General features: G+C 66.7%; 18 protein-coding genes and 1 pseudogene. 8 read left to right on the top strand and 11 right to left on the bottom strand.

Annotation, left to right across the window (positions count from 1 at the left end):
- The first annotated feature begins 185 nt into the window (after positions 1–185).
- The 3 genes from ADBZ6K_RS11800 to ADBZ6K_RS11790 all read left to right on the top strand — a co-directional run bounded on the left by ADBZ6K_RS11800 (position 186) and on the right by ADBZ6K_RS11790 (position 2,981).
- Positions 186–512: a bifunctional 3-phenylpropionate/cinnamic acid dioxygenase ferredoxin subunit gene (locus ADBZ6K_RS11800; RefSeq protein ID WP_526346723.1), complete on the top strand. Its 327-nt coding sequence runs from the start codon at positions 186–188 to the stop codon at positions 510–512.
- Positions 509–1,678, top strand: a complete 1,170-nt coding sequence (locus ADBZ6K_RS11795; protein ID WP_526346721.1) for an NAD(P)/FAD-dependent oxidoreductase — start codon at positions 509–511, stop codon at positions 1,676–1,678. Before ADBZ6K_RS11800 ends, ADBZ6K_RS11795 begins: the two co-directional genes overlap by 4 nt.
- 211 nt (positions 1,679–1,889) lie before the next feature.
- Positions 1,890–2,981 (top strand): S-(hydroxymethyl)mycothiol dehydrogenase, encoded by a 1,092-nt coding sequence (locus tag ADBZ6K_RS11790; protein WP_526346719.1) that lies wholly within the window; start codon positions 1,890–1,892, stop codon positions 2,979–2,981.
- Between the two features lie 158 nt (positions 2,982–3,139).
- Here ADBZ6K_RS11790 and ADBZ6K_RS11785 read toward each other — a convergent pair whose 3' ends face one another.
- Positions 3,140–3,964, bottom strand: a complete 825-nt coding sequence (locus ADBZ6K_RS11785) for a GntR family transcriptional regulator (RefSeq protein ID WP_526346717.1) — start codon at positions 3,962–3,964, stop codon at positions 3,140–3,142.
- Here ADBZ6K_RS11785 and ADBZ6K_RS11780 point away from each other — a divergent pair.
- Both ADBZ6K_RS11780 and ADBZ6K_RS11775 read left to right on the top strand, forming a co-directional pair.
- Entirely contained in the window at positions 3,963–5,300 is a 1,338-nt protein-coding gene (locus ADBZ6K_RS11780; RefSeq protein WP_526346715.1) for an MFS transporter, read from the top strand. The genes ADBZ6K_RS11785 and ADBZ6K_RS11780 overlap by 2 nt on opposite strands.
- Positions 5,297–5,698 (top strand): annotated as a pseudogene (locus ADBZ6K_RS11775) (LamB/YcsF family protein); the annotation flags it as partial. The gene ADBZ6K_RS11780 and the pseudogene ADBZ6K_RS11775, both read left to right, overlap by 4 nt.
- Before the next feature lie 36 nt (positions 5,699–5,734).
- Here ADBZ6K_RS11775 and ADBZ6K_RS11770 read toward each other — a convergent pair.
- Positions 5,735–6,715, bottom strand: coding sequence for a proline dehydrogenase family protein (locus ADBZ6K_RS11770; protein ID WP_526346713.1), 981 nt, complete (start codon positions 6,713–6,715; stop codon positions 5,735–5,737).
- A 2-nt stretch (positions 6,716–6,717) separates the two neighbouring features.
- Positions 6,718–8,346 (bottom strand): L-glutamate gamma-semialdehyde dehydrogenase, encoded by a 1,629-nt coding sequence (gene pruA / locus ADBZ6K_RS11765; RefSeq protein WP_526346711.1) that lies wholly within the window; start codon positions 8,344–8,346, stop codon positions 6,718–6,720.
- 84 nt (positions 8,347–8,430) lie between these two features.
- On the opposite strand from pruA, the gene ADBZ6K_RS11760 reads away from it, so the two are divergent.
- Positions 8,431–10,032 (top strand): PucR family transcriptional regulator, encoded by a 1,602-nt coding sequence (locus ADBZ6K_RS11760; RefSeq protein ID WP_526346709.1) that lies wholly within the window; start codon positions 8,431–8,433, stop codon positions 10,030–10,032.
- A gap of 113 nt (positions 10,033–10,145) precedes the next feature.
- Here ADBZ6K_RS11760 and ADBZ6K_RS11755 read toward each other — a convergent pair whose 3' ends face one another.
- Positions 10,146–11,654: a DUF1254 domain-containing protein gene (locus ADBZ6K_RS11755; protein ID WP_526346707.1), complete on the bottom strand. Its 1,509-nt coding sequence runs from the start codon at positions 11,652–11,654 to the stop codon at positions 10,146–10,148.
- A 604-nt stretch (positions 11,655–12,258) separates the two neighbouring features.
- On the opposite strand from ADBZ6K_RS11755, the gene ADBZ6K_RS11750 reads away from it, so the two are divergent.
- Entirely contained in the window at positions 12,259–13,626 is a 1,368-nt protein-coding gene (locus tag ADBZ6K_RS11750) for a DUF1254 domain-containing protein (RefSeq protein WP_526346705.1), read from the top strand.
- A gap of 155 nt (positions 13,627–13,781) precedes the next feature.
- Here the strand turns inward: ADBZ6K_RS11750 and ADBZ6K_RS11745 are convergent, their stop codons facing one another.
- Both ADBZ6K_RS11745 and ADBZ6K_RS11740 read right to left on the bottom strand, forming a co-directional pair.
- Positions 13,782–13,967, bottom strand: a complete 186-nt coding sequence (locus ADBZ6K_RS11745; RefSeq protein ID WP_526346703.1) for a hypothetical protein — start codon at positions 13,965–13,967, stop codon at positions 13,782–13,784.
- Positions 13,958–15,253, bottom strand: coding sequence for an alkaline phosphatase family protein (locus ADBZ6K_RS11740; protein WP_526346701.1), 1,296 nt, complete (start codon positions 15,251–15,253; stop codon positions 13,958–13,960). The genes ADBZ6K_RS11745 and ADBZ6K_RS11740 overlap by 10 nt, the downstream gene beginning before the upstream one ends.
- 969 nt (positions 15,254–16,222) lie before the next feature.
- Here ADBZ6K_RS11740 and ADBZ6K_RS11735 point away from each other — a divergent pair.
- The gene (locus tag ADBZ6K_RS11735) at positions 16,223–17,719 is read left to right on the top strand and encodes an HNH endonuclease signature motif containing protein (protein WP_526346699.1); all 1,497 of its coding nucleotides are present in this window, start codon (positions 16,223–16,225) and stop codon (positions 17,717–17,719) included.
- A 310-nt stretch (positions 17,720–18,029) separates the two neighbouring features.
- Here the strand turns inward: ADBZ6K_RS11735 and ADBZ6K_RS11730 are convergent, their stop codons facing one another.
- The 5 genes from ADBZ6K_RS11730 to ADBZ6K_RS11710 all read right to left on the bottom strand — a co-directional run bounded on the left by ADBZ6K_RS11730 (position 18,030) and on the right by ADBZ6K_RS11710 (position 23,772).
- A complete protein-coding gene (locus ADBZ6K_RS11730; RefSeq protein ID WP_526346697.1) occupies positions 18,030–19,802 on the bottom strand; it encodes an acyl-CoA dehydrogenase family protein in 1,773 nt (590 codons plus the stop codon).
- Positions 19,803–19,842: 40 nt separating this feature from the next.
- Positions 19,843–20,928: a succinyldiaminopimelate transaminase gene (gene dapC, locus ADBZ6K_RS11725; protein WP_526346827.1), complete on the bottom strand. Its 1,086-nt coding sequence runs from the start codon at positions 20,926–20,928 to the stop codon at positions 19,843–19,845.
- Positions 20,929–21,007: 79 nt separating this feature from the next.
- A complete protein-coding gene (fdxA, locus tag ADBZ6K_RS11720) occupies positions 21,008–21,331 on the bottom strand; it encodes a ferredoxin (RefSeq protein ID WP_526346695.1) in 324 nt (107 codons plus the stop codon).
- A 321-nt stretch (positions 21,332–21,652) separates the two neighbouring features.
- Positions 21,653–22,522 (bottom strand): HpcH/HpaI aldolase/citrate lyase family protein, encoded by an 870-nt coding sequence (locus tag ADBZ6K_RS11715; RefSeq protein WP_526346693.1) that lies wholly within the window; start codon positions 22,520–22,522, stop codon positions 21,653–21,655.
- A complete protein-coding gene (locus ADBZ6K_RS11710; RefSeq protein WP_526346691.1) occupies positions 22,522–23,772 on the bottom strand; it encodes a CaiB/BaiF CoA transferase family protein in 1,251 nt (416 codons plus the stop codon). The genes ADBZ6K_RS11715 and ADBZ6K_RS11710 overlap by 1 nt, the downstream gene beginning before the upstream one ends.
- Positions 23,773–23,898 lie beyond the last annotated feature (126 nt).

Below are 23,898 nucleotides of genomic sequence, written 5' to 3'. Positions count from 1 at the left end.
CCTTTCGTTGCGCAATAAACAACAACTGCGTATTACGCAACAGTTTGGGTGCGTTGGTAGCTGGTGTCAACTTGGCGGGCGCATGTCTTTTTCGGGTTGACGACAGCCCCGCCACCCGTGCACACTGTTGCGTAATACGCATATGTTGCTTATTACGCAACACATTACCCATAAGGAGGCCTGCCGTGGAACTCCCCACCACACGTACCGTGGTGGCCGAACTGGCCGACATCCCGTCGGGAGAGGTACTGACCGTCACCGTGCCCGGCGAACCGCCGATCTCGATCTTTCACACCGATCACGGCCTATTCGCTATCGACGACACCTGCACACACCAGGACGCGTCCCTGGCCGATGGCTGGGTCGAAGACTGCAAGGTGGAGTGCCCGTTGCACGAGTCCTGCTTCGACCTGCGCACCGGCGAAGTGTCGGGCCCACCAGCCAAAACCCCGGTGCGCGTGCATCGCGTTGGCGTCGACGGCACCCAGATATGGCTGGCGGTCGGCGAATGACCATCGCATGCGGCGCCATCGTCGTGGGGGCCTCGTTGGCCGGCCTGTCGGTGGTCCGCGAGCTGCGCGCTGCAGGTTTCGCTGAAGCCATCACCGTCGTCGGCGACGAAGTACACCTCCCCTACGACCGCCCGCCTCTGTCGAAGGCTTTCCTTGCCGAGGATTGTGATCTGGGCCTCGTGCCGCAGGACGACCTCGACGCGCTGACGGTCAATTGGTTACTTGGCAAACCCGCGAGCAATGTGACCACCGGACCCGACGGCCGACACACCGTCGAGATTGCCGGCGTTCCGGCCGCAACCGCCGAGGTGGTGGTGCTTGCGACAGGGGCCCGCGCGCGCCGGTTGCCCGGTGCGCAGGTGGCGGGGGTGCACACACTGCGCACGTTGGACGACGCGCTCGCACTGCGCCGATCGCTGCAGCAGTGCGCTCGACTGGTGGTCATCGGTGCGGGGTTCATTGGCGCCGAGGTGGCCTCCACGGCGGCCGAGCAGGGCATCGACGTCACCATCGTGGAGGCCTGCGAGAAACCACTGGAACGGCCGCTCGGCGACGTCATCGCCGCGTCGTGCACCGCCTTGCACGACGCCAACGGGGTGCGGTTGCTCACCGGCGCCGGGGTTGATCGGCTGCGCTGCGACGGTAACCGAGTACACGGCGTGTTCCTGACTGACGGGACCGAGCTGTCAGCCGACGTGGTCGTGGTTGGTATCGGCGCCCAGCCCAACACCGAATGGTTATCCCACCCCGCCATCGTCACCGGTAACGGCTTCCGCGCCGACGCCTGCGGCCGCACCGCCGTCGCGGGCATTTACGCCCTCGGCGACTGCGCGGCCACGTTCGACCCACAACTCGACACGCATCACCGCAGCGAACACTGGACCAACGCCACCGCTCAGGCGAAAACAGTCGCCGCCGCGATCACCGGGCGTGATCGCCCCGCGCCGGCGGCGCCCTACTTCTGGTCCAAGCAGTATGGTCACCAGCTCCAGTTCGCTGGGTACCGAACCGATGACGACACCGTGCAGATCGTCGACGGCGATCCGGCGGCGGGCCCGTTCGTGGCCACCTACGAGCGCGGCGGCAGGGTGGTGGCGGTATTCGCCCGTGACAACGCACGACTGTTCACGCGCTACCGCAAGCAGATCGAACGCGATCTGCGTTAGTCGGCCAGCAGGCGGGCGACCGCGGCGGCGTACACCGCAGAGTGACCAGCACGGAAGTACCCAAGTTCTACCCGGCCCGCCACCGGCGCCCCGACCAACGTGCTGGGCGACACCTCGCGCGGCGACGGCGCCCTGCGACCGTACCCCCGCGCCACATCACGATCACCGATCGTGCCCCTCGAAAAGCCCTGAAATCAAGGAGTCAAACCCCATGAGCCAAACCGTGCGCGGCGTGATCGCCCGCAGCGTCAATGCCCCGGTCGAGGTTGTCGACGTCGTCATCCCGGATCCCGGTCCTCGGGAGGTCGTCGTCGACATCATCGCGTGCGGGGTGTGCCACACCGACCTGACCTACCGCGAGGGCGGCATCAACGATGAGTTCCCCTTCCTGCTGGGGCACGAGGCTGCGGGCACCGTGTCGCAGATTGGCCCCGACGTCACCCACGTGAAGGTCGGAGACTTCGTCATCCTGAACTGGCGTGCGGTGTGCGGGCAGTGTCGAGCCTGCAGGCGTGGGCGCCCCTGGTATTGCTTCGATACCTTCAACGCCACCCAGAAAATGACCCTCACCGACGGCACCGAGCTCACCCCGGCCTTGGGCATCGGCGCGTTCGCCGACAAGACACTGGTGCACGAAGGCCAGTGCACCAAGGTCAATCCCGCAGCCGACCCCGCCGTCGCGGGTCTGCTGGGCTGCGGCGTGATGGCCGGACTCGGCGCGGCGGTCAACACCGGCAATGTCAGCCGTGGCGACACCGTCGCCGTGATCGGGTGCGGTGGCGTGGGTGACGCGGCGATCGCGGGCGCCGCGCTGGCCGGTGCGCGCACCATCATCGCCGTCGACACCGACGATAAGAAGCTCGGGTGGGCTGAGGAATTCGGCGCCACCCACACCATCAACGCGGCTCATGCCGACGTGGTGACGTCGATTCAGGACCTCACCGACGGGTTCGGGGCCGACGTCGTCATCGATGCGGTCGGTCGGCCCTCGACTTGGACGCAGGCCTTCTATGCCCGCGACCTGGCCGGCACCGTGGTGCTCGTCGGTGTCCCCACGCCGCAGATGACCCTGGAAATGCCATTGATCGACCTTTTCTCCCACGGAGGGGCGCTGAAGTCCTCCTGGTATGGGGACTGCCTGCCCGAACGCGACTTCCCCACGTTGATCTCGCTGTATTTGCAGGGTCGGCTGCCGCTTGAGAAGTTCGTCAGCGAGCGCATCGGCCTCGACGACATCGAGGAAGCGTTCCACTACATGCATGCCGGTGAGGTGCTTCGGTCCGTGGTGGTGCTCAAGTGGTGAGGAGGGGCGTCGAGCGGTTGGTGACCAGCGGCACCCGCGCGGAGTCGCCCACCCCGACACGGAATCCGCGATGCCACCAACCACCGCGGCGCCGTGCACTCGACACCCCCAACCGGGCTGGCTCGGATAGTCGTTCGCCGGCGCATGCGTTGGCCTTTTCACACGACGATGGTGCGCAGCACGTCGCTTTCTGAAGCAACGAGATACTGCTCGAGTTCGGCTCGTGCCGCGGCCTCCTCACCGGCGTCGACGAGCGCGACCAGACGGCGGTTTCTGGTCAGGTACGGGCGATGCAGCTGTTCGGGGTCGGGCAGCTGCAGAAACGCCAGCCGCAGCTCGGCGAGCAGCCTGTCCGACATTGCCGAAATATGCGGACTACCACAGCCATCCATTATCGCCCGATGAAACTCGATATCCCGCGTGCCAACACCGTGCCAATCGCCGCGCTCGGCAGCCGCCATCGCTCCCTCGACCGCAACGCTCATCGCCGAGCGGAGCTGCGCATCGGTGATCGCCGCCGCCAGCCCGAGTGGTTCCACGAGTCGTCTGGTCCGGTACAGGGCGCGGATGTCATCGGATCCCATTCGGCGGACATGTACGCCGCGATAGGCGATGTGCTCGATGAGGCCCTCGTGCGCCAGCAACTGAAACACTTCGCGGAGGGTGTTCCGCGAGACCTCCAGGTCGTCCGCGAGACGCTCTTCCCGCAGGCGAGTGCCGGGTGGCAGCAGACCGCCCGCGATCCGTGCCCGCAGGACGGAGGCCGAGTGGTTTGCCACACTCAGCCGCGCACCTGTTCGCCCGCGCGAGCCCGCGCGGCTGGAGGCGTTGGACTTGTCCGCAGGGTGCCCGTTCATATCTGTGGCAAGAGTACCGTCGCGGCCGGTTAAGCCCTGGTTAACCCTTCCCGATTGTGTTGAACAATGCACAGTGCATTCGGCATTGTTCAACAAAATACCCGTACCGACTCCGAGGTAGACCATGGCCGAGCCCGCGCATCACCCGCCCACACCGGAGCCAGCGAGGTCACCATCGTCGATACGCAAGGTCATCCTCGCCAGCCTCATCGGCACGTCGCTGGAGTGGTACGACTTCTTCATCTACGGAATTGCCGCGGCATTGGTGTTCAACAAGGTGTTCTTCCCGGATTTCGATCCGCTGGTGGGCACGTTGTTGTCCTTCGCCACGTTCGCCGTCGGCTTCGTGGCCCGCCCGCTCGGTGGGGTGGTGTTCGGGCACTACGGCGACAAGATCGGCCGCAAGAACGTGCTTGTCGCGACCCTGCTGCTGATGGGCATCGCGACAATGCTGGTCGGAGCGCTGCCGACACACGCCGCCATCGGAATCTGGGCACCCGTCCTGTTGGTACTACTGCGTTTCCTGCAGGGTCTTGGCCTCGGCGGTGAATGGGGCGGCGCCGTGTTGATGACCCTGGAATCGGGCGACCCCCGACGTCGGGGCCTCAACGCCAGTTGGCCCCAGGTCGGGGTTCCCATCGGCTTGCTGCTAGCCAACGGGGTGTTGTCCCTGGTGGGGGCGTTGACCACGGAGGCGGCGTTCCACACGTGGGGTTGGCGGGTGCCTTTCCTGCTGAGCGGGATCCTGGTCCTCGTCGGACTGTGGATCCGGACGACGGTTGCGGAGAGCCCGCTGTTCACCGAGGTCGAGCAGTCCGGCGAGAAGGAAGCGGCACCGATTATGGAGGTGCTGCGCCGCTACCCGAAGAACGTGTTGCTGGCCATCGGGGCGCGGGTGGGCGTCGACGTTGCGTTCTACACGTTCGTCCTGTTCGTCACCACCTATGTGGCTACCTACCTCGAGTTGCCCTCGCACTATGCGCTCAACGCCACGCTGATCGCCGCGGCCGTGCAGGTGGTCGCCATCCCGTACTTCGGGCACTTGTCGGATCGCTTCGGCCGCCGGCCAGTCATGCTGATCGGCGCTATCGGCGCCGCGGTCTGGGTTTTCGTGTTCTTCGCGCTGCTCGACACCGGCCAGTTCGCGATCATCGCGCTGGCGATGATCGTCGCGTTGATCATGCACGCGGCGCTGTACGGCCCTCAGGCATCGTTCATTGCCGAGATGTTCCCGACCAAGGTCCGCTATACCGGCGCCTCGATGGGCTACCAGCTCGCGGGCATTCTGGGAGGTGCGCTGGCCCCCATCATCTCGGTGGCGTTGCTCGATCGGTTCGACACATCCGTTGTGGTCTCGGTGTACGCCGCGGCGATGCTGGTGGTCACGATCATCTGCGTGTTCCGCGCGCCGGAGACGTCCCGGCTCGACCTGCACGGCGATGTGGCGCTGAACAATCGGTGACGCCGACGCGGATCGATTTGAACAGCGACCTCGGTGAGGGTTTCGGTGTGTGGCGATTGGGTGATGACGAGGCGCTGCTGGATATCGTCACCAGCGCCAACGTGGCCTGCGGATTCCACGCCGGGGACCCCGACACCTTGCGTCGGGTCTGCGAGCGGGCGGCAGAACGAGGTGTCGCCATCGTCGCGCAGGTCGGTTATCGGGATCTGGCGGGGTTCGGACGGCGCGCCATCGATGTCCCGCCGTCGACCCTGATGAACGAGGTCATCTATCAGATCGCGGCGCTCGACGGGTTCGCCCGGGTGGCTGGCACCCGGGTGCGCTACGTCAAACCCCATGGCGCTCTTTACAACCGAATCGTCCACGACGAGGACCAGGCCGCCGCGGTGACCGCCGCCGGGCTGCCCGCGACTGACGTGTGGAACTCGGCAGCTCTATCGTCGGGTCAGCGCACGCAGGAAGAACGTCAGGTTGGCCGGCCGTTCGGCGAGGCGCCGCACGAAGTAGCCGTACCATTCGGTGCCGAACGGCACGTACACCCGGACGTGGTTCCCGGCGCCGACCAGCCTGCGCTGCTCGGCGTCGCGGATGCCGTAGAGCATCTGGTACTCGAAATCATCCGCAGTGCGGTCGAATTCGCGCACCATCGCCGGTACCGCGTCGATGATCGCCGGATCGTGGGAGGCCACCATCGGATATCCCTTGCCCGCCATCAGCACCCGCAGGCACCGCAGGTAGGCGTCGGTGACCTCGTCGCGATCGCGGTAGGCCACCGATGCGGGCTCGTCATAGGCGCCCTTGCACAACCGGATCCGGGCGCCCGAGGCCGCGAACTCCTCGCAGTCGGCGAGCGTGCGGTGCAGATAGGCCTGCAGCACGGTGCCGAGCCAGTCGAATTCGGTGCGTAACTCACGCACGATCGACAGCGTCGAATCGGTGGTGGTGTGGTCCTCCGCGTCCACGGTCACCCAGGCGCCGACCTGCTTGGCCCTGGTGCAGATCGTGTGGGCGTTCTCCAGCGCGACCTTCTCGCCGTCGCGGGGCAATGCCTGACCCAGGGCCGACAGTTTGAGCGACACCTCCAGCGGGCGTACCCCGTCGGCCGGAGCCGTCGATCGCACGTCGGCGTCGAGCGCATCCAGCAGCGCCAGGTACGCGGTCACCGTCGCATTGGCCGCCTCGACGTCTGTGGTGTCCTCGCCGAGGTAGTCGATGGTCACAAAGCGACCCGAACTCCTCAGCTCGGCAACCGATTTCGTCGCTTCGTCGACGGACTCGCCGGGAACGAACCGGTGCACCACCTTGCGGGTGACCGGCAACCGCTCGGCGGTGCGGCGCAGACCGTCCGAGCGGCTCGCGGCAAGAATCACCGGGCGGGCGACCTTGTCGAAGACCCCGCTGGTCAACGCGGTCATACTCATACCTCCATATGCGGGTAGCGGTGATCGGTGGCCGGCACGAACGTCTCCTTGATGGAGCGGGCCGACGTCCAGCGCAGCAGGTTCAGCGGTGAACCCGCCTTGTCGTTGGTGCCCGACGCCCGGGCGCCGCCGAACGGCTGCTGCCCGACCACCGCACCGGTGGGCTTGTCGTTGACGTAGAAGTTGCCCGCGGCCTGACGCAGCCGCTTCTCGGCGGTCAGCACCGCGGCACGGTCGTCGGCGATCACCGCACCGGTCAATGCGTAGCGGCTGCCGGAGTCGACGACGTCGAGGATCCGCTCGTACTCCGCATCGGGGTACACGTGCACGGCCAGGATCGGGCCGAAGTATTCCGTGCGGAAAGCCTCGTCGGTCGGGTCGTCGGAGAGCAACACGGTGGGTCGGACGAAATAGCCTTCGCTGTCGTCGTATTCGCCACCGGCGGCGATCGTCACACCCGCCGTGCTCTTGGCGCGCTCGATCGCGGCGACGTTCTTGGCGAACGAACGCTCGTCGATCACCGCGCCGCCGTAGTTGCTCAGATCGGTGACGTCGCCGTAGCTCAGCTCTTCGGTCGCCGACAGGAAGTCATCGCCCATCGTGTTCCACACCGAGCGGGGGATGAACGCCCGCGACGCCGCCGAACACTTCTGGCCCTGGAAGTCGAAGGCGCCGCGGATCAGCGCGGTGCGCAGCACATCAGGCCGCGCCGAGGCGTGGGCGACGACGAAGTCCTTGCCGCCGGTCTCCCCGACCAGCCTCGGGTAGGCGTGGTAGCGGTCGATGTTGGAGCCGACCTCGCGCCACAGGTGCTGGAAGGTGGCCGTCGATCCGGTGAAGTGGATGCCCGCCAACCGCGGATCCGCAAGTACCACATCGGAAACCGCCAGACCGTCGCCGGCCACCAGGTTGATGACACCCGCGGGCAGGCCCGCGGCCTCGAGGAGTTGCATGGTCAGGTAGGCCGCGAACGTCTGGGTCGGCGACGGCTTCCACACCACCGTGTTACCCATCAACGCCGGCGCGGTGGGCAGGTTGCCCGCGATGGCGGTGAAGTTGAACGGGGTGATCGCGTAGACGAAGCCCTCGAGCGGGCGGTGGTCGGTGCGGTTCCACACGCCCTTGCCGCTGACCGGCTGCTGGGCGAGGATCTGCCGGGCGAAGCCGACATTGAAGCGCCAGAAGTCGATGAGCTCGCACGGGGTGTCGATCTCGGCCTGATACGCGGTCTTGGACTGGCCAAGCATGGTGGCGGCGGCCAGCTTCTCGCGCCAGGGCCCGGACAGCAGGTCGGCGGCGCGCAGGAACACCGCAGCGCGCTCGTCGAACGGCATGGCCGCCCAGTCCTGCTTGGCGGCGATCGCCGCCTCGACCGCGGCGGTCGCGTCGGAGTGGGTGGCGTTGGTGAGGGTGCCGAGGCGGGCGGCATGGCGGTGTGGCTGCACCACGTCGATGTGCTCGCCACCGCCCATCCGGTGCTCGCCGCCGATGACATGCGGCAGATCGATCGGGTCGGCGGCCAGGGTCGTCAGGGCCTCAGTGAGCCGGGCCCGTTCGGGGGAACCCGGCGCGTACTCGTGAACTGGCTCGTTGGCGGGCAACGGCACGTCGGTGATCGCGTCCATGCAGACAAGGATTCCCGATTCGGGTCGCCCGGGGATTAGCTGATCGGACAATACTCAGTCGGTGTACTAGTAGTATCCGACAACATGGGCACGGCCCGGATCGGCCTCGGCGAGCTGTTGCTCGCACTGGATCGCACGATGGTGACGTTGGTACACGCGCCGCGCGGCCTCGACATGCCCGTCGGGTCGGTCGCATTGATCGATTCCGACGACGTGCGGCTCGGGCTGGCCTCCGCCGCGGACAACGCCGACCTGTTCTTTCTGGTCGGCGTTTCCGAGGACGCGGTGCTGGGCTGGGTGGACAGTCAGGCCCGGATACCGATCGCGATCTTCGTCAAGGAACCCACCGACGCGGTCGTCGCGCGGGCGACGGCGGCCGGCGCAGCCGTGGTGGCGGTCGACCCGAGGGCACGCTGGGAGCGGCTCTACCGGCTGGTCAACCAGTTCTTCGAACATCGCGGCGACGGTGACGATCCCCTCTTCGGCAGCGGCACCGACCTCTTCGGGCTTGCCCAGTCGATCGCCGACCGCACCCGCGGCATGGTCAGCATCGAGGACGACGTCTCGCATGTGCTGGCCTACTCGTCGTCCAACGACGACGCCGACGAACTGCGCAGGCTCTCGATCCTGGGCCGCGCCGGGCCCGCGGACTATCTGGCCTGGATCGGGCAGTGGGGCATCTTCGACGCGCTGCGCGCCAGTGGTGACGTGGTGCGGGTGGCCGAACGCCCGGAGCTGGGCCTGCGGCCTCGGCTGGCCGTCGGCATCCACCTACCGCGGACCGGGCCGCGGCGCCCGCCGCGCTTCGGCGGCACCATCTGGCTGCAGCAGGGTTCCGCACCGCTGGCCGACGACGTCGAGGACGTGCTGCGTGGCGGCGCGGTGCTGGCGGCCCGGATCATGGCGCGGATGGCAGCGGCCCCGTCCACACACACGGTGCGGGTGCGGGATCTGCTCGGCCTGACGACCGAGGGTGCGCCCGGTCCCGGCCCGGACGCCGACGATGTCATCGGCATCGCCAAGGAGCTCGGCATCGCCGCCGACGGCCGCGCCGCCCTCATCGGATTCCGCGGGACGGGCCAGCCGGTGCCGTCGGATGTGATCGCGTTGAGCGCCAGCGCTTTCCGGCCCGACGCACAGGTGGTGGCGGCAGGCGACCGGGTCTATGTGCTGCTGCCCAAGATCGGTGCGCCGTCGTCGGTGACATCCTGGGTGCGCGGGGTGGTCACGGCGGGACAGCGGGAGCTGGGTTTGACGTTGCGCGGCGTCATCGCCGCTCCCCTGGCCGGGCTGTCGGCCGCGGCGCAGGCCCGCTCCGAGATCGACCGCGTATTCGACAGCGCCCAAAGGCATCCCGGCGCCATCGGCCAGGTCACCTCGCTCGACGAGGCACGCACCACGGTGCTGCTCGACGAGATCGTGTCCCAGGTGTCCGGCCAACCGCGGCTGATCGACCCACGGGTACGCGCGTTACGCGAACGCGACCCGATGCTCGCCGACACGCTGCGGGTCTATCTCGACGGCTTCGGCGACATCGCCGCGGTGGCCCAGCGCCTGCATGTGCACCCCAACACGGTGCGATACCGGGTGCGGCGGATCGAAAAGCTGTTGTCCACATCGCTTTCCGACCCCGACGACCGGCTGGTCCTCGCCTTGGGCCTGCGGGCCACCGACCCAGCACGCTAGGCGCCTACCCCGCCGACGTGCCTGCCGTCGATGTCCGTCTTCTGATTGTCGGGCGACTCGTGTCTGTTCCGATGGTGCGGCGCCAGTACATGTCTGAGGCGTTGTGTGTGGAGCTATTGCTTGACAAAGTCGCCGGGTTTGTATTTGTGGTCGAAAAATTCCTGCTTGGGGCCGTACCAGCGGATGAGGCTGAACCAGCCCCTACCGGGAACGGTTTTGAGCCAGTTCTTCGCTCCATCAGGCGGATTGGGGCCGATGTGGAAGGTCACCGAGCCGTCGGGGTTGAACTCCAGGTCATTCATCGAGTTCAGCGACGGATAGACCTGCCCGGGTGCGTCGACACCGGAGGCAGATTCGGCGTCATAGACGGTGACCGACCACAAGATGTTGGCCGGCGGGTTGGCGGGCAGATCGATGGTGTAGGTGTCCTCGCCGCGCAGGTACTCGCCGTTGCTGTCCTTATAGGCCGCACCGTATTTGGCGCCGAACCCGACGATCGAGGAGATCATGCCGGTGCTGATCGAGTAGGCGTTGATGTACATGTGTGCCTTGGCGTTCACATCGGCGTAGCCGGTCTTGCGGACGCGAAACTCCTCGTCGAGCAGGGTGTGCCAGAAGTCGTCGAGCTCGGTGCGGGCATGGGCGACCCAGTGCCGGTCCGACCACCACAGCGCGTTCTGTTCCTGGTCGAAGTGCGCAGCGATGTTCTTGGCCATCCGCCATGCGGTCTTGGCGCCCTGGTCGAGCAATTCGCGTTCACGGTCACTGGGTGTGAAGTCTTTGCCTTTCGAGATGCCCAGTGCTGCCAGGACACCATGCATATAGGGGTCGACGGCATCCAGGCGTTCGCTTTGGATCAGTTCGTTGAGCATGTCGAAGTAGGTGCCGTCGCGCGGGAAGAGCGCATTGGCCGGGACGTCGGAAACATGCTTGAAATCCATGGGTTTCGCGTCGCCATTAAGTGGGCGGATGACCAGTCCCTCAACCGCTTTCACGCCGGGTGACAGATCGTCGACCAACTGGAAGAAGCCGCGTTGGAAGACGAACACTCCGTTGGTGGCAGATTCGTAGATGTAATACTCGGCTGGATCGACGCCGAGATCGGCGATCCTCTGGCCGGCTGGGACGATCAAGTATTTGCCGCCATTGCCCTTGTCCGGTCCGGGAATGCCGATGTCTCCGAGGTACTGCACACCATCGATGTTCGGACCGGTCAACGGGCGATGCCAGAAGTCGTCCATCAAGCCCTGGATCTTCGGGGGAGCTTCGAGCACCAGCGGACCAGTCTCGGCCAGGTCGGCAAACCCCAGGCAATAGACGACATCCGAGTTCGGTGTGGTGATGGCGGTGTTGGGTTTGAGCCGCTTCTCATACACCGACATCACGTTGTAGCCGGAGCCGGCCACCTCGCTCAGCCCCTTCTTCATCGCGAACATGTTGACCGCGGGCAACGACCACAAGTAACTCTGCGTCGCCCGCTGAAAATAGAGCTCCTCGGTCAACGCTTTCGCGGTTTCCTCGGTTGGATAGCCGCGATCAAGCTGCGCATCGGCCAAGGCGTGGTATCCGTCGCCATTGGGCATCTCTCGAGTTCCTTCCTCGCGTGAGCAGGCCGCCAGCACCCTGTGACGCGGCCGCCAATGCCCGCGGAGCCCACCGCCCTCCGTCGAATGATCGCCATGTCGGTGGTCTCTTCCTCGGGAAGCGGTGTCGTCTGGCGTCGGATCACATTCTTGGGCGAGACCAGTGACTCTGCTCGATGGCAAGCGAATTGCCTTCTGGCCCCAAGTTACGCGTGCGGAGGGCCTCGCCCCGCGGTTTTGCGATACCGCTTGGCGGCATGCCGAGTTTGTGACCGAAGTGACGCACGGTTCTCAACCGAAACGGAGGACGCGGTGCTCGGCTGCGCCGGATGTGACGATTTCCCGATGCTGTACACCCATCCGCAGCAATCATTCCTCGACCTGGCAGCCGCCTCAAGTGGTTAGGTAGAAGGGTGTGCCGCGGCGCCGTCGCGGCGACGCTGGGGCCTGGGGAGCCGCAGTCGATCCGGATCTGTCGGGAGGCGTGTGCTCATGAGCTGGGGATTGACATCGCGATCGGCATTGGGCGGGGCAAGGCTGGCGGTTGCTTCGGTCGGTGCTGGGGCCGCATTGGCCGTCTGTTCCCGCGGGACACCACCCCGCACGGACGTCACCGACTTCGGCCCAACCCCATCCCGCTGAAATGCACGCGGCCAACGTCGCCCAATCCGCACCAGGGGTGGTGATGCAGCCCGGCTACGCCCGCACCTTCGGACAGACTGCCTACGTGTGGGGATGGCCGCTGGTCAACATGCTCAACCGCAAGGCCTCGATCACTCGGGCCCCGCACCCCGGCCGGCTCAACGGGGTGCTGCCGGCTGCCCCACGGGGCCGTTTGGCCATGCTGGCCGACTACATCGATCCCGCCCAGACCTTCATCGCCTGTCCCAACCAGGACGTCGTCTACGGGCTGTCCTACATGTCGCTCGATGAAGAACCGGTCGTCGTGCAAGTCCCCGACTTCGGTGACCGGTTCTGGGTGTATGCCTTGTATGACCAGCGCACCGACCAATTCGGCGAACTCGGCAAGCCCTATGGCTCCAAGCCGGGCTTCTACCTGCTGGCCGGCCCAAACTGGAACGGCGACACGCCAGTTGGCGTGCAGGCGGTCCTGCGGGCCTCGACAGCTCTGGCCGCGGCGATCCCACGGATCTTCATGGACGACACACCCGAGGACCGCGCTGCCATTCAGCCGGTGATAAACCAAATCAACATCTACCCACTCGGCGAATTCGACGGACACATGAAGAATGTCGAATGGGCCAAACTGCCCAACCTTCCCACCCCGCCCGCACAAGACGGCGGAGAAACCAGGTGGGTGGTGCCCGAACATTTCTTCGACCAGATCGGGACAGCGTTGGAGGCTGTCACCCCGCTGCCCGGCGAGGAAGCGCTCTACGCGCAGTTCGAGGCGCTGCTGGACGCCAGGAAAGACCCGGACGTCAAGAAGACTCTCACCGAGACCGCGGTCGCCGCCGAAAACGATGTCATCGAGCCGTTTCTGCAATGGGTTCACAACGGCGTGCCGGTGGGCAACAACTGGAACCGGTCGGTGAACAACGCCATGTTCGGTTTCGACTACTTCAACCGGACCGCAACGGCCAAATCGAACATGTTCGAGAACCGCCCCAACGAAACCCAATACTTCTACACCGACCGCGATGGCTCTGGTGCCGCGCTGCACGGTGACCGCAACTACCGGATCACGTTCCCGGCGGGACAAGAACCTCCTGTCAACGGATTCTGGTCGCTGACCCTTTACAACGAGCATCACTTCTTCAACCCGAATCCGTTGAGCCGCTACTCACTGGGCACCAAGAACAAGACACTCACCCGCGGCCCGGACGGATCGCTGACCCTGTATGCCGGCGCGAACTCCCCTGGGCCGGACAAGGAGTCGAACTGGTTACCTGCCCCCGCCGGACCCTTTTCCCTCTACATCCGCGCCTACTGGGGCCAGCCCGCAATCACCGAGGGCACCTGGGAACCGCCTGCCGTGCAACCAATGTGATCCGCTGACGCGGTTTACACCGATCGCGCTTCGGCTCGCGGTGTGGGCGACGTAGTCGATGAGCACGGTGGTGCAACAGTTGCTTGCTGATCCGCCTTGGAACTATCTCCAGGTCGCTGCCGCGGTTGTGTTCGGAAGAGTCGCTGGCGGGCCGATCAAACCGCTATTGATGCCGCGGCCTGCAGCGTCGGCACCAGTTCGGGATTCTGGTTCAGCGGCGGCAGGTCCGGCGGCAGCAGCGGGAAAATGCTGGCGCCCGTCACTCCGGTCAATCGGGCGACGATCTGCGCGACGAAGTTTGTCGCGGCATACAGGGCGTTGCCGATAAACCTCACCGGCACGATCGCCAGCTCCCCCAGCGGACTGTCGAGGTCCTGCAGCGCAGTGACGCTTGGGTGGTGTAACCGTCGACGTAGGACGGAATGCTGGCGAAGATGGTTCTGACGCTGAGCGCCAGGGTGGTGGCAAGGTCGGGGTAGGTGTTGGCGGCGATCCGGTCCTCCAACGCCTCGCGCAAACCCTCGTCGCCGTTGACCGGCACGACGGTGCTGTCTTCGAGAGTGGTCAGGGATACCCCGTCGGAGTAGGCCGCGGGGATGCCGCCGAAAAGCGTGACGACCGTGGGCGTGACGTCGACGATCTCGTACTGCGAATTGACGGCACCGGCGGTGAAGATGTCGGAGTTGTTGGCGATGACGAATGTCGCTGTCTCATCGGGGGATTGGAATCCATGGCCGAAACCTTGCTGCGGCTGGTGGCCGTGGTCGGTGACCACGATGATGGTCCACTGTTCGCCGGTCTCCGCCTCCCAGGCGTTGACCACCTGCAGGATCTCGCCGAGGTTCTGGTCGACGTTGGTGATCGCCGCGGCGTACTGCGGTGAAGCGCCGCCGTAGGAGTGGCCGTTCTCGTCGACCCCGACGCAGTAGGTGAAGATGAAGTTCGGCACGTTTGGATCGGCGCCCTCGATCGCGGCCTCGGTCGCGTCGCCGATCGCGTCGCCGATCGCGTCGTCCGTCTGCTCCCAGTCCGTGTCACCGGCGACCTGCGGGATGTAGACGACGTTGTCGGCCGGGCGCGAGCCGGAGGCCGCGATGGCGGCGATGACATCCCAGTCGGCGATGGCCGTGGTCTCTGTGGCCGGGTTGAGCGTTTCGAATTGGTTGAAGACTGTCGGGTAGCGGTCGTACACGGCGGGGTTGTAGACGTTGTTGATGACGCCCGTGGTCTCGCCCCACACGCCGGTGAGGATCGCGGTCCACGAGGGGTTGGAGATCGTCGTGTGCCCGGCGATGCTCGGTGCTGCGGTCGTGCTGTCCTGTATGAGTTCGTAGAAGTTGGCGTTGGCGGGATCGGCCAGTACCCGGTTGAGGTTCGTGCCGTCCACGCCGATCACCAGAACGTTGGGTGAGGGGTCCGCGGTCTGCGATACCGCTTGCGGGGGACTCGCATTCACGTTCCGGACTGCGGTGGTCCGCTCCAATTCGTCGCGCACCGCGGTCAGCACCGTCAGCACCGTCGTCGCCCGGATCGGCGCGGCGGGTCCCCGACTCGGCAGCGACCAATCCGTTTCGGCCAGCTCGGTGATCGCAGCGATGATCCTGCGGGGCACCTGCCGGGTAGGCATTGCCGGTTCGACGGACGTGCTGGTCGTCGCGGCGGTAAAGGCGGGCTGGATGGGCCCCGTGTTGTCCGTGGGCGCCGTGTTCTCCGTTTGCCCGGTCTGCCCTGTAGTCCCGGTCCGCTCCGCGGGCTCCATCTGTTTCGACTGCTTCGTGGGCGCCGCCTCGGCGGTGTTCGACAGCGTGCCGCGACGCGCTGTGGGCGCTTCGGTGGTCGCGCCGGCCGGTGTCCAGTCGGTGAGACGCCGCGGAATGCCCTCGGGAGGATCCGTGCGGGCCGACGATCTCGACGTCGGCCCGTCGGTGCTCGTCGGGGCCGAAGGCGACGTACCGCCCTGCTCGGGCGCCGAGTCGGGTGGTTGACGCGCTCCGGCGGTGTCGATCTCGGTTTGCGCGGTGCCCTTTCCGACCTTTCGCGTGGGGCCGAAGGTCCTCGTGTTGGTGAACCCATCTGGCCTGTTCAGCGCCCTCGCTCCGTTCGCGGTTCTCGACGAAGGTCTGTCGACAGCGGACGCGTTGTTGCCCTTCGTCGGCCCGGCACTACCCGTCGAGGCTTTGGGCGATGGCATGTGCGAAGCGGCTTGCCCCGGCGAGCCGCCGGACTCGTCGGCCCACGCGGGGCAGCTCCACCCAATCGCGACGACGACCCCGATACCCAGTGCGACGGCCAGGCCCCCGATGCGACCCACATAGCTGTCGATGACTCCGCGTCGCTCGCATCCCCGTCGCTGTGCCGATCCATCGACGAACACTGTGCACCGCGATCTAATTCGTCAACATTTCGCGTTAGCGCTGCGCGATGGCGGGGGGCGGAAACGCCGGTCTGGGTTCTTCGGGAACCGGGCCGCCCGACGGCTGCCCGCCGATCTATCCGGTGCCGGCATCCCACACCGAGATGACGCTGTCAGAACTCGCGGAGGAGATCCGCAAGCGATCGGGACCAAGATGTCGGTGGGTCGAACTAATGTTCGAGCATGGGTCCGAATAGGGACATGGTGACCGCGGCGGCCGCGCAAGTGCGCGCCGGACTGGATGCACTTGCCGCCCTCGACCCCGAGGCGCTGACCCACCCGGAACTGTTGGGGCTGCTCGAACACATCGAGGTCACCCGCCGGCGCCTGCCCGCCGTGGAGCATCCGCTGGTGGCCCGACTGCAGGCCGAAGCCTCTCCGATTGCACTGGGCGCCAAGAATATGACGCAGGTGCTCGCTGAGAGGTTGCGGATCTCGGCGCCGGAGGCCCGGCGGCGGTTGGGGGAGGCTGACGGCCTGGGGCCGCGGCGAGCGCTGACCGGGCAGCGGTTGGAGCCCTTGTTGAGCCGGACCGCGGCGGCGCAGGCTGCGGGGGCGATCAACGCCGAACATGTGTCGATCATCCGTAGGTTCTTCGCCGATCTACCCGCAGCGGTCGATCATGACACCCGGATGCAGGCCGAGGCCAACCTGGCCTGCGTCGCTACTGGGCAGCGTCCCGAAGGGTTGCGAAAGGCCGCCGATCTGCTATCGGTACTGCTTGACCCCGACGGTGCCCTACCCGATGACACCGATCGGGCACGGCGCCGCTCACTGACCCTGAGCCGCCAAGGTGCTGACGGAATGAGCAAGCTGACGGGTCTGTTGGATCCTCACGCGCGAGCCACGCTGGAGGCCGTCCTGGCCAAACTTGCCGCCCCGGGCATGGCCAACCCCGACGATGCCTCGCCCGTCGTCGATGGCCAGCCTTCCCCGGAGCAGGCCCGCCGCGACTTGCGCAGCCCGGCCCAACGCAACCATGATGCGCTGACCGCGATGGGTCGCGCGCTGCTGGCCTCCGGAAAGCTGGGGCAGCTCAACGGACTACCCGCCACCATCATCGTGTCCACCACCCTCAAAGAACTGGAATCAGCGGCCAGCGGGGCGCTGCGCCCGGCCGGGGTGACCGGCTACGCCCTCACCGGCGCAGGCACGCTGCTGCCGATGGCCGACGTGATTCGCCTCGCCAGCCACTCCTATCACTACCTGGTGGTATTCGACACTCACCGCCATATCCCGCTCTACCTCGGCCGAAGCAAACGACTGGCGTCCGCCGGACAGCGCATCGTGCTGCACGCGCGAGATCGTGGATGCACCAAGCCGGGCTGCACCACCGGCGGCTACTACTGCCAGGTCCATCACGTGAACGGCTGGAACTCGCAAGGGCACAACACCATTGAGGGACAGACCAACATCGACGAACTCACCCTGGCCTGCGGTCCCGACAACCGGCTGATCGAAACCACCGACTGGCACACCCACACCCGCCCCGACGGCCTCACCGAATGGATCCGACCAGCCGACCTCGATACCGGCCAAGACAGAATCAACCACTTACACCACCCCGAACGCCTCCTCGCGCTCGGCAACAACGACAACGGGGACGGCAACATCGACGACAACGAGGACAACGAGGACAACGAGGACAACGAGGACGAGGACGAGCACGACAGTGGGTGACAATCGATGCCGGGACGCCGCCGAGCGCCCCAGAGCTTTTCGGGAACCGACGCTGCCCGAAGGAAGCCGAACGCCGGGACGGCCAGACCCCGGGGACACGGACGCACCGGGCGCGACGGCGTGGCCGAGGTCCGTTGCGAGTCCGTGGCCAAGGTCCTCGCGAGGTCCTGGCGAGGTCCTGGCGAGGTCCGTGGCCAAGGTCCTGGCGAGGTCCTCGCGAGGTCCGTGGCCAAGGTCCGTGGCCGGGGCATCACCAACGATCGAGTCCGGCGGACGCCCGGCCCGCTACGGCCACGAGGGCAGCCCAGCGTCAGACCGTCAGTGCGCCGGCAACGAGCTCGTCGAAAGACTGCAGCGCACAGTCGCTTTCGTCATCGATTCCCCGCAGCGGGCCGCGGTCGGCCAGATAGCGCTGCGCATACAGCCGGGCGACAAGGGCTTTGCGTTCGTCACCCCTGGCCGACCTGGCCCAGGCCGCCTGCTCGGTCAGCAAAGCACCGGCGTAGACGTCGCCCATGAACTGCGTCAGCGCAAAGAGCCGGGCCTCTGCCACCGGGGCGTCCAGCTTCGACCACGCCGCGATCGCCGCCTCGAGATCGGCGATCCGCGCCGAAACCAACCGCGTGACGTCGTCGTCGTCGGACACCGACACCGCATCACGCAGCCGGGTCAGCAATTGCTCGTGCGCCTGGTGGCGTTCGATGGCGCGGCGCACGTCCAGGCACAAGATGTTATCCGGCCCCTCCCAGATGGTGTTGACCTGCGCGTCGCGCAGCAGCCTGGCCACCGGCCAGTTCTCGATATAGCCGTTGCCGCCGTGGATTTCGATCGCATCGGAGGCCATCGTGATGCCCAGCCGGCACACCTTGAGCTTGGTGACCGGCACCGCGATGCGCTGCCGGATCCTGCGCGGTTGCCTGTGGTTGGCCCGGCCGGTGCCGTCGAACACCAACGCCTGGGCGGCTTCGACGTCGACGATCATCTCCGCCAACTTCCGCCGCATCAGCGGTTTGTCGATCAACGCCGAGCCGAACGCCCGTCGTGCCCACGCGTAGCAGAGCGACTCGACCAGCGCGCGGCGCGCGTTGCCCAGGGCGAACAGCGCGATGCCCAGCCGCGCGGCGTTGGTCAGCTCCATCATCCGGCCGAGGCCCCTGCCGTCGGAGGGACCGGCACCGAAGCCGGGTTCGCCGGAGAGCAGGAAGGCCTCCGCGTCAACGAATTCCACCTCACCCGATGCCACCGACCGGGTGCCGAGTTTGTCCTTGAGTCGGCGTATCCGAACTCCGTTGCGCGACCCGTCGCGTCGGGTGCGCAATACGAGGAAGGTGGCGACGCCGCGGGTCGTATCGGGCGCCCCCTCCGGCTTGGCCAGCACGACGAACGCCTCGCCCGCGCAATTGGACGCAAACCACTTGAAGCCGTTGACCAGCCACGCATCGCCTGTGCGCGTCGCCGTCGTCTCGAGCGCGCCGAGGTCGGACCCGCCGGTGCGTTCGGTCAGCAGCTGCGCCGTCTCCCCCTCCCACTCCCCGGACGCGAACTTCGCCAGCACATGCTCCCGCACCCCGTCCGGCGCATACGCGGCCACCAAGGCCTGCACCATCCCACCGCCCGTACCCAGCGCGCAGCCCATCCCGATGTCGGCCTGATCGAGCAGATAGTTCGACGCCAGCAGCGTCAGCGACGCACTTACGCCGGCCGACCGGGCGCCGTCCCGTATCGCCTGCAGGGCGTCGAGAACCGCCCGTTTGGACAGAGTGAACGACGACGGCATGACCACGTGTCCGGTGTCGTGACCCCAGCGGTCGTAGCGCTCAAGGCGCGGTGGGTTGCGATCGGTCTCCTCGGCCCAGCGCGCCACCGGGCCTCCCATCAACTCGCCGACCCGGGTCAGATGGGGCTCCGCGAAGGCAAGCTCCTCGGGCGGAAGGTAGTAGGCCATCGCGAACCGCAGCGTCGGATCGCTCAGATACCAGTTCAGACCCACCGCGCCCTGATAGCGCTCCGTGCGGTACCGATCGGATTTCTCCGCCGTCGCAAACGGCAGTCGATCCGCCGCTTCGGCGTCGTACGCGGCCATGCCGTGACGGTATTACGGGCCGCCGGGAACCCGAGGCGGTTCAGCTGAGCCGCTGGACGGCCGAGGCAATCCGTTCGTCGGTGGCCGTCAACGCGATCCGCACATGCTTCGCGCCGGCCGGCCCGTAGAACTCACCCGGCGCCGCCAGGATGCCCCGCTCGGCCAGCCATGTGACGGTGTCGCGACAGGGCTCCCCCCGCGTGATCCAGAGATAGAGCCCCGCTTCGGAATGGTCGACCGTGAATCCGGCCGCGGTCACCGCGGGCATCAGCGCGTCGCGACGCCTGGCGTAACGCTGGCGCTGCTCGTGTTCGTGGTCGTCGTCGTCGAGTGCGGCAACCATCGCCGCCTGGACCGGCGTCGGCATCATCATCCCGGCGTGTTTGCGCACCGCCAGCAGTTCGGCCACCAACGCGGGATCGCCGGCAACGAAGCCGGCGCGATACCCGGCCAGCGACGACGTCTTCGACAACGAGTGGATGGCCAGCAACCCGGTATGGTCACCATCGCACACGTCCGGGTGCAGCACCGACAGCGGAGCTGCATCCCAGGCGAGACCGAGATAGCACTCGTCGGAGGCCACGACGACGCCCCGCTCACGCGCCCAGCCGACCACCTTGCGAAGGTGGTCGACGCCGAGCACCCGCCCGGTCGGATTGCTCGGGGAGTTCAGGAACACGACGGCCGGTGACCGCGGACCGATCTGGGTCAGCGAATCGGCCAGCAGGACCTGCACACCCGCCATCCGCGCGCCGACTTCATACGTGGGGTAAGCCAGCTCGGGCACCACCACCACATCGTCACCGCCGAGCCCGAGGAGGGTCGGCAGCCACGCGATGAGCTCCTTGCTGCCGATGACCGGCAGTACCGCCTGCTCCGGCAGGCCGGTGATCCCATACCGGCGGTGCAGCGCGGCCACCGCCGACGCCCGCAGGGCAGGCGTTCCCGCGGTGGCCGGGTAACCCGGGGCGGCGCTGGCCGCCGCCAGTGCCTCGCGGATCAGCGGCGCCACCGGATCGACCGGGGTGCCGACCGACAGGTCGACGATGCCGTCGGGATGCGCGGACGCCAGGGCGCTCGCGTCGGCGAGCGTGTCCCACGGAAACACCGGCAGCGCTGCGGACAGTCGCTGCCGGTGCGTCTGGGACCTCACCACCCCTCGCGTCCGGGACCTCACCGCTCCTCGCGTCCGCGCGGCCTGATCGTCAGTCCTCGCCCTGCGGCGGCAGATCCTTGATGGCCTGCGGGTCGTTGTCCGTCTCACCGACCTTTGATGCGCCACCCGGTGAGCCCAGCTCATCGAAGAAGTCCGCGTTCACCTGGGTGTAGCTACCCCACTGGTCGGGAACGTCGTCTTCGTAGTAGATCGCTTCTACCGGGCACACGGGCTCGCAGGCGCCGCAGTCGACACACTCGTCGGGATGGATGTACAGCATCCGGGCACCCTCGTAGATGCAATCGACAGGGCACTCCTCGATGCATGCCTTGTCCTTGACGTCGACGCAGGGTTCGGCAATGACGTACGTCACCGGTTCTCCTCGATGTACCTGTCCAGTGGGGCTGCGGGGTGCTGGGGTCGAGCGCTGAGGATCGCCGCCAGTACGCAGAAAAGTATCCCTGCCGATACCTGGACGCCTGTCTCAGTGTGCCCTAACTCAGCGCGCGACACATTATGCGTGGCGCATGGTTACTGATACTAAACGTCCCACATACAGGTTCACTAGACGTAGCCTCAAGCCTTGCGGTGGCAGGAGGCGTGGACCAATGCGTGTTCGGTTCCCATGATTTTCGGACCAGCGTCGGCTCGGATGTGGGCGAACGATCGGTGGTCGGGTGTGCTCGAGACGGACTCACCGGTGAGGTGCTGCAGCGACGGTTGACTGCGGATCATCGGGAGATCCTGGACGTGCGGCACCGCACCAGTGATGCGGGACGGGCTGGGCCGCTCGTAGGATTTTGCGCGCCCGCTGCGCGACGGGAAGATCGATGAATTCTCCGTCGGGCAGCTGTGCGGCTGCGCCGCCCGCGTGGTCGAAGGCGGCAAGCACTTTCCGCGCCCAGGCGACTTCGTCGGCGTCGGGGTCGAACGCAGCATGGATTATCGGCAGTTGGGCGGGGTGGATCGCGGATTTGCCGAAGAATCCGAGTGCGCGACTGGCCGCGGCTTCCCGGCGCAGCCCGTCGCGGTCCTTGAGGTGCGGGTAGACGCTGTCGATCGGCGGCGCGATTCCGGCGGCGCGGGCGGCGACGACCAGGTGGGATCGCACGTAGTCCAGTTGCGCCCCGCTGGCGACGTTGAGATCCTTCTGCAGGTCGATGCCGCCGAGGGCAAGGTAGGAGACGGTCGGCTCCGCCGCAATCGACACCGCGTTCACCACCCCTTTCGCCGTCTCGATCGCGCAGATCAACGGGGTCTCGGGGGTGCGGTCGACGACCCAGCGCACATCGTCGACCGACTCCACCTTGGGAATCCGGATGCCGTGCGCCAGCGACCCAACCGCAGCCAGATCGGCCGCCGCCGCAGCGGTTCGGGGTGCGTTGATCCGAACCCAGGCGCGATGCCCGGTCAATGCGTGGGAGACCAGCTCCCGGGCAGTGTCTTTGGCTGCCGGCGGTACGGCATCCTCGAGGTCGAGAATCACCGTGTCGGCACCGGCATCGAACACTTTCGTCAGCAGATTCTCGTTGTGGCCGGGAGCGAAGAGGTAACTGCGGTGCATCACAGAACGCCGTCCCGCTCGAGGTCGGTGATCTGTTGCGGCTTCAAGCCGAGCCTTTCGCGGTAGAACGCGTGGTTGTCCTGACCGAGCCGGCGGCCGGGGAATCGGATCGCCCCCGGTGTCTCCTGCATCCGGAACATCAGGTTCTGCATTCTCAGTGGCCCGAGGTCCTCATCATCGACGGTGGTGATCGTTTCGCGATCGCGCACGTGTGGATCGTCCATCAGTTGTTCGACGTCGTAGATGGGCGCCAGCGCGGCGCCCACTCGCTGGAATTCCGCGCTCACTTCGTGCAGGGGCCGGTCCGCGATCCACTTCGCGACCGCGTCGTCGAGCAGGTCACCGTTTCGGCTACGCTCGCCCGCCGAGGCGAACCATGGCTGCTCGACCAGATCGGGACGCCCGACCAGCCGCATCACCCGCTCCGCCACCGAAGTCGCGCTGGCCGAGATCGCCACCCACCGACCGTCTTTGGTCAGGTAGGTGTTTCGCGGTGCGTTGTTAGGCGACCGGTTGCCGTGGCGCCCCGCAACGACGCCGAGCTGATCGAACGCGCTCGGCCCGGGGCCCAGGATGCCGATCAGCGGCTCGAGCAGCGACAGGTCGATCACTTGGCCCTGACCGTCACTTCCCGCGGAGTCGCGGTGCAGCAGCGCGCTCACCACCGCGAACGCGCCGGTGATCCCGGCGACTCCGTCGGCCAGCCCGAACGGCGGCAGCGTCGGAGGACCGAATTCCTCCCCGGTCTGGTGGGCGAATCCGCTCATAGCCTCGGCCAGCGTGCCGAATGCGCGCCGGCTTGCGTATGGCCCGGTCTGCCCGAACCCGGTAACCCGCAACACCACGAGCTTCGGGTTGATCTCTCGCAGCCGGTCCGGACCCAGTCCCCACTTCTCGAGCACGCCCGGCCGGAAGTTCTCGATGAGCACGTCGGCGTCGGTGACCAGTTCCCGCAGAATTCGCTGCCCCTGCGGACGTCCGAGATTCAACGTGACGCAACGCTTGTTGCGCGAGATGACCTTCCACCACAGACCATGGCCGTTCTTGTTCGCGCCGTGTGTGCGGGCCGGATCTCCGACCGGATGCTCGATCTTGATCACGTCGGCGCCGAAATCCCCCAGAAGCATCGCGCTGATCGGCGCGGCATACACCGTGCTGATGTCGAGCACCCGCATCCCGTGCAGCGGGCCAGACCCCCGCGGCGGGAGATCTGTGGAGTCCGTAGTGGCCGCGTCTAATTCCTGAGGCATTGCCAATGTCCTTGGGTTGGTGTGGAGAACTGTGCAGGGAAGTTCCCGCGCGGGCGGCGTCGTCCGGGCGGGCTGATGATCTTTTCCGGATGATTTCTGCGCGTCGGCTCAGCCGAAGCACGTCGG

Origin of the sequence: Mycobacterium sp., from assembly GCF_044223235.1 — a bacterium.
Taxonomy (GTDB): Bacteria; Actinomycetota; Actinomycetes; order Mycobacteriales; family Mycobacteriaceae; genus Mycobacterium.
The sequence above is the reverse complement of the archived record's forward strand: the minus strand, read 5'-3'. Positions and strand labels throughout refer to the sequence as shown.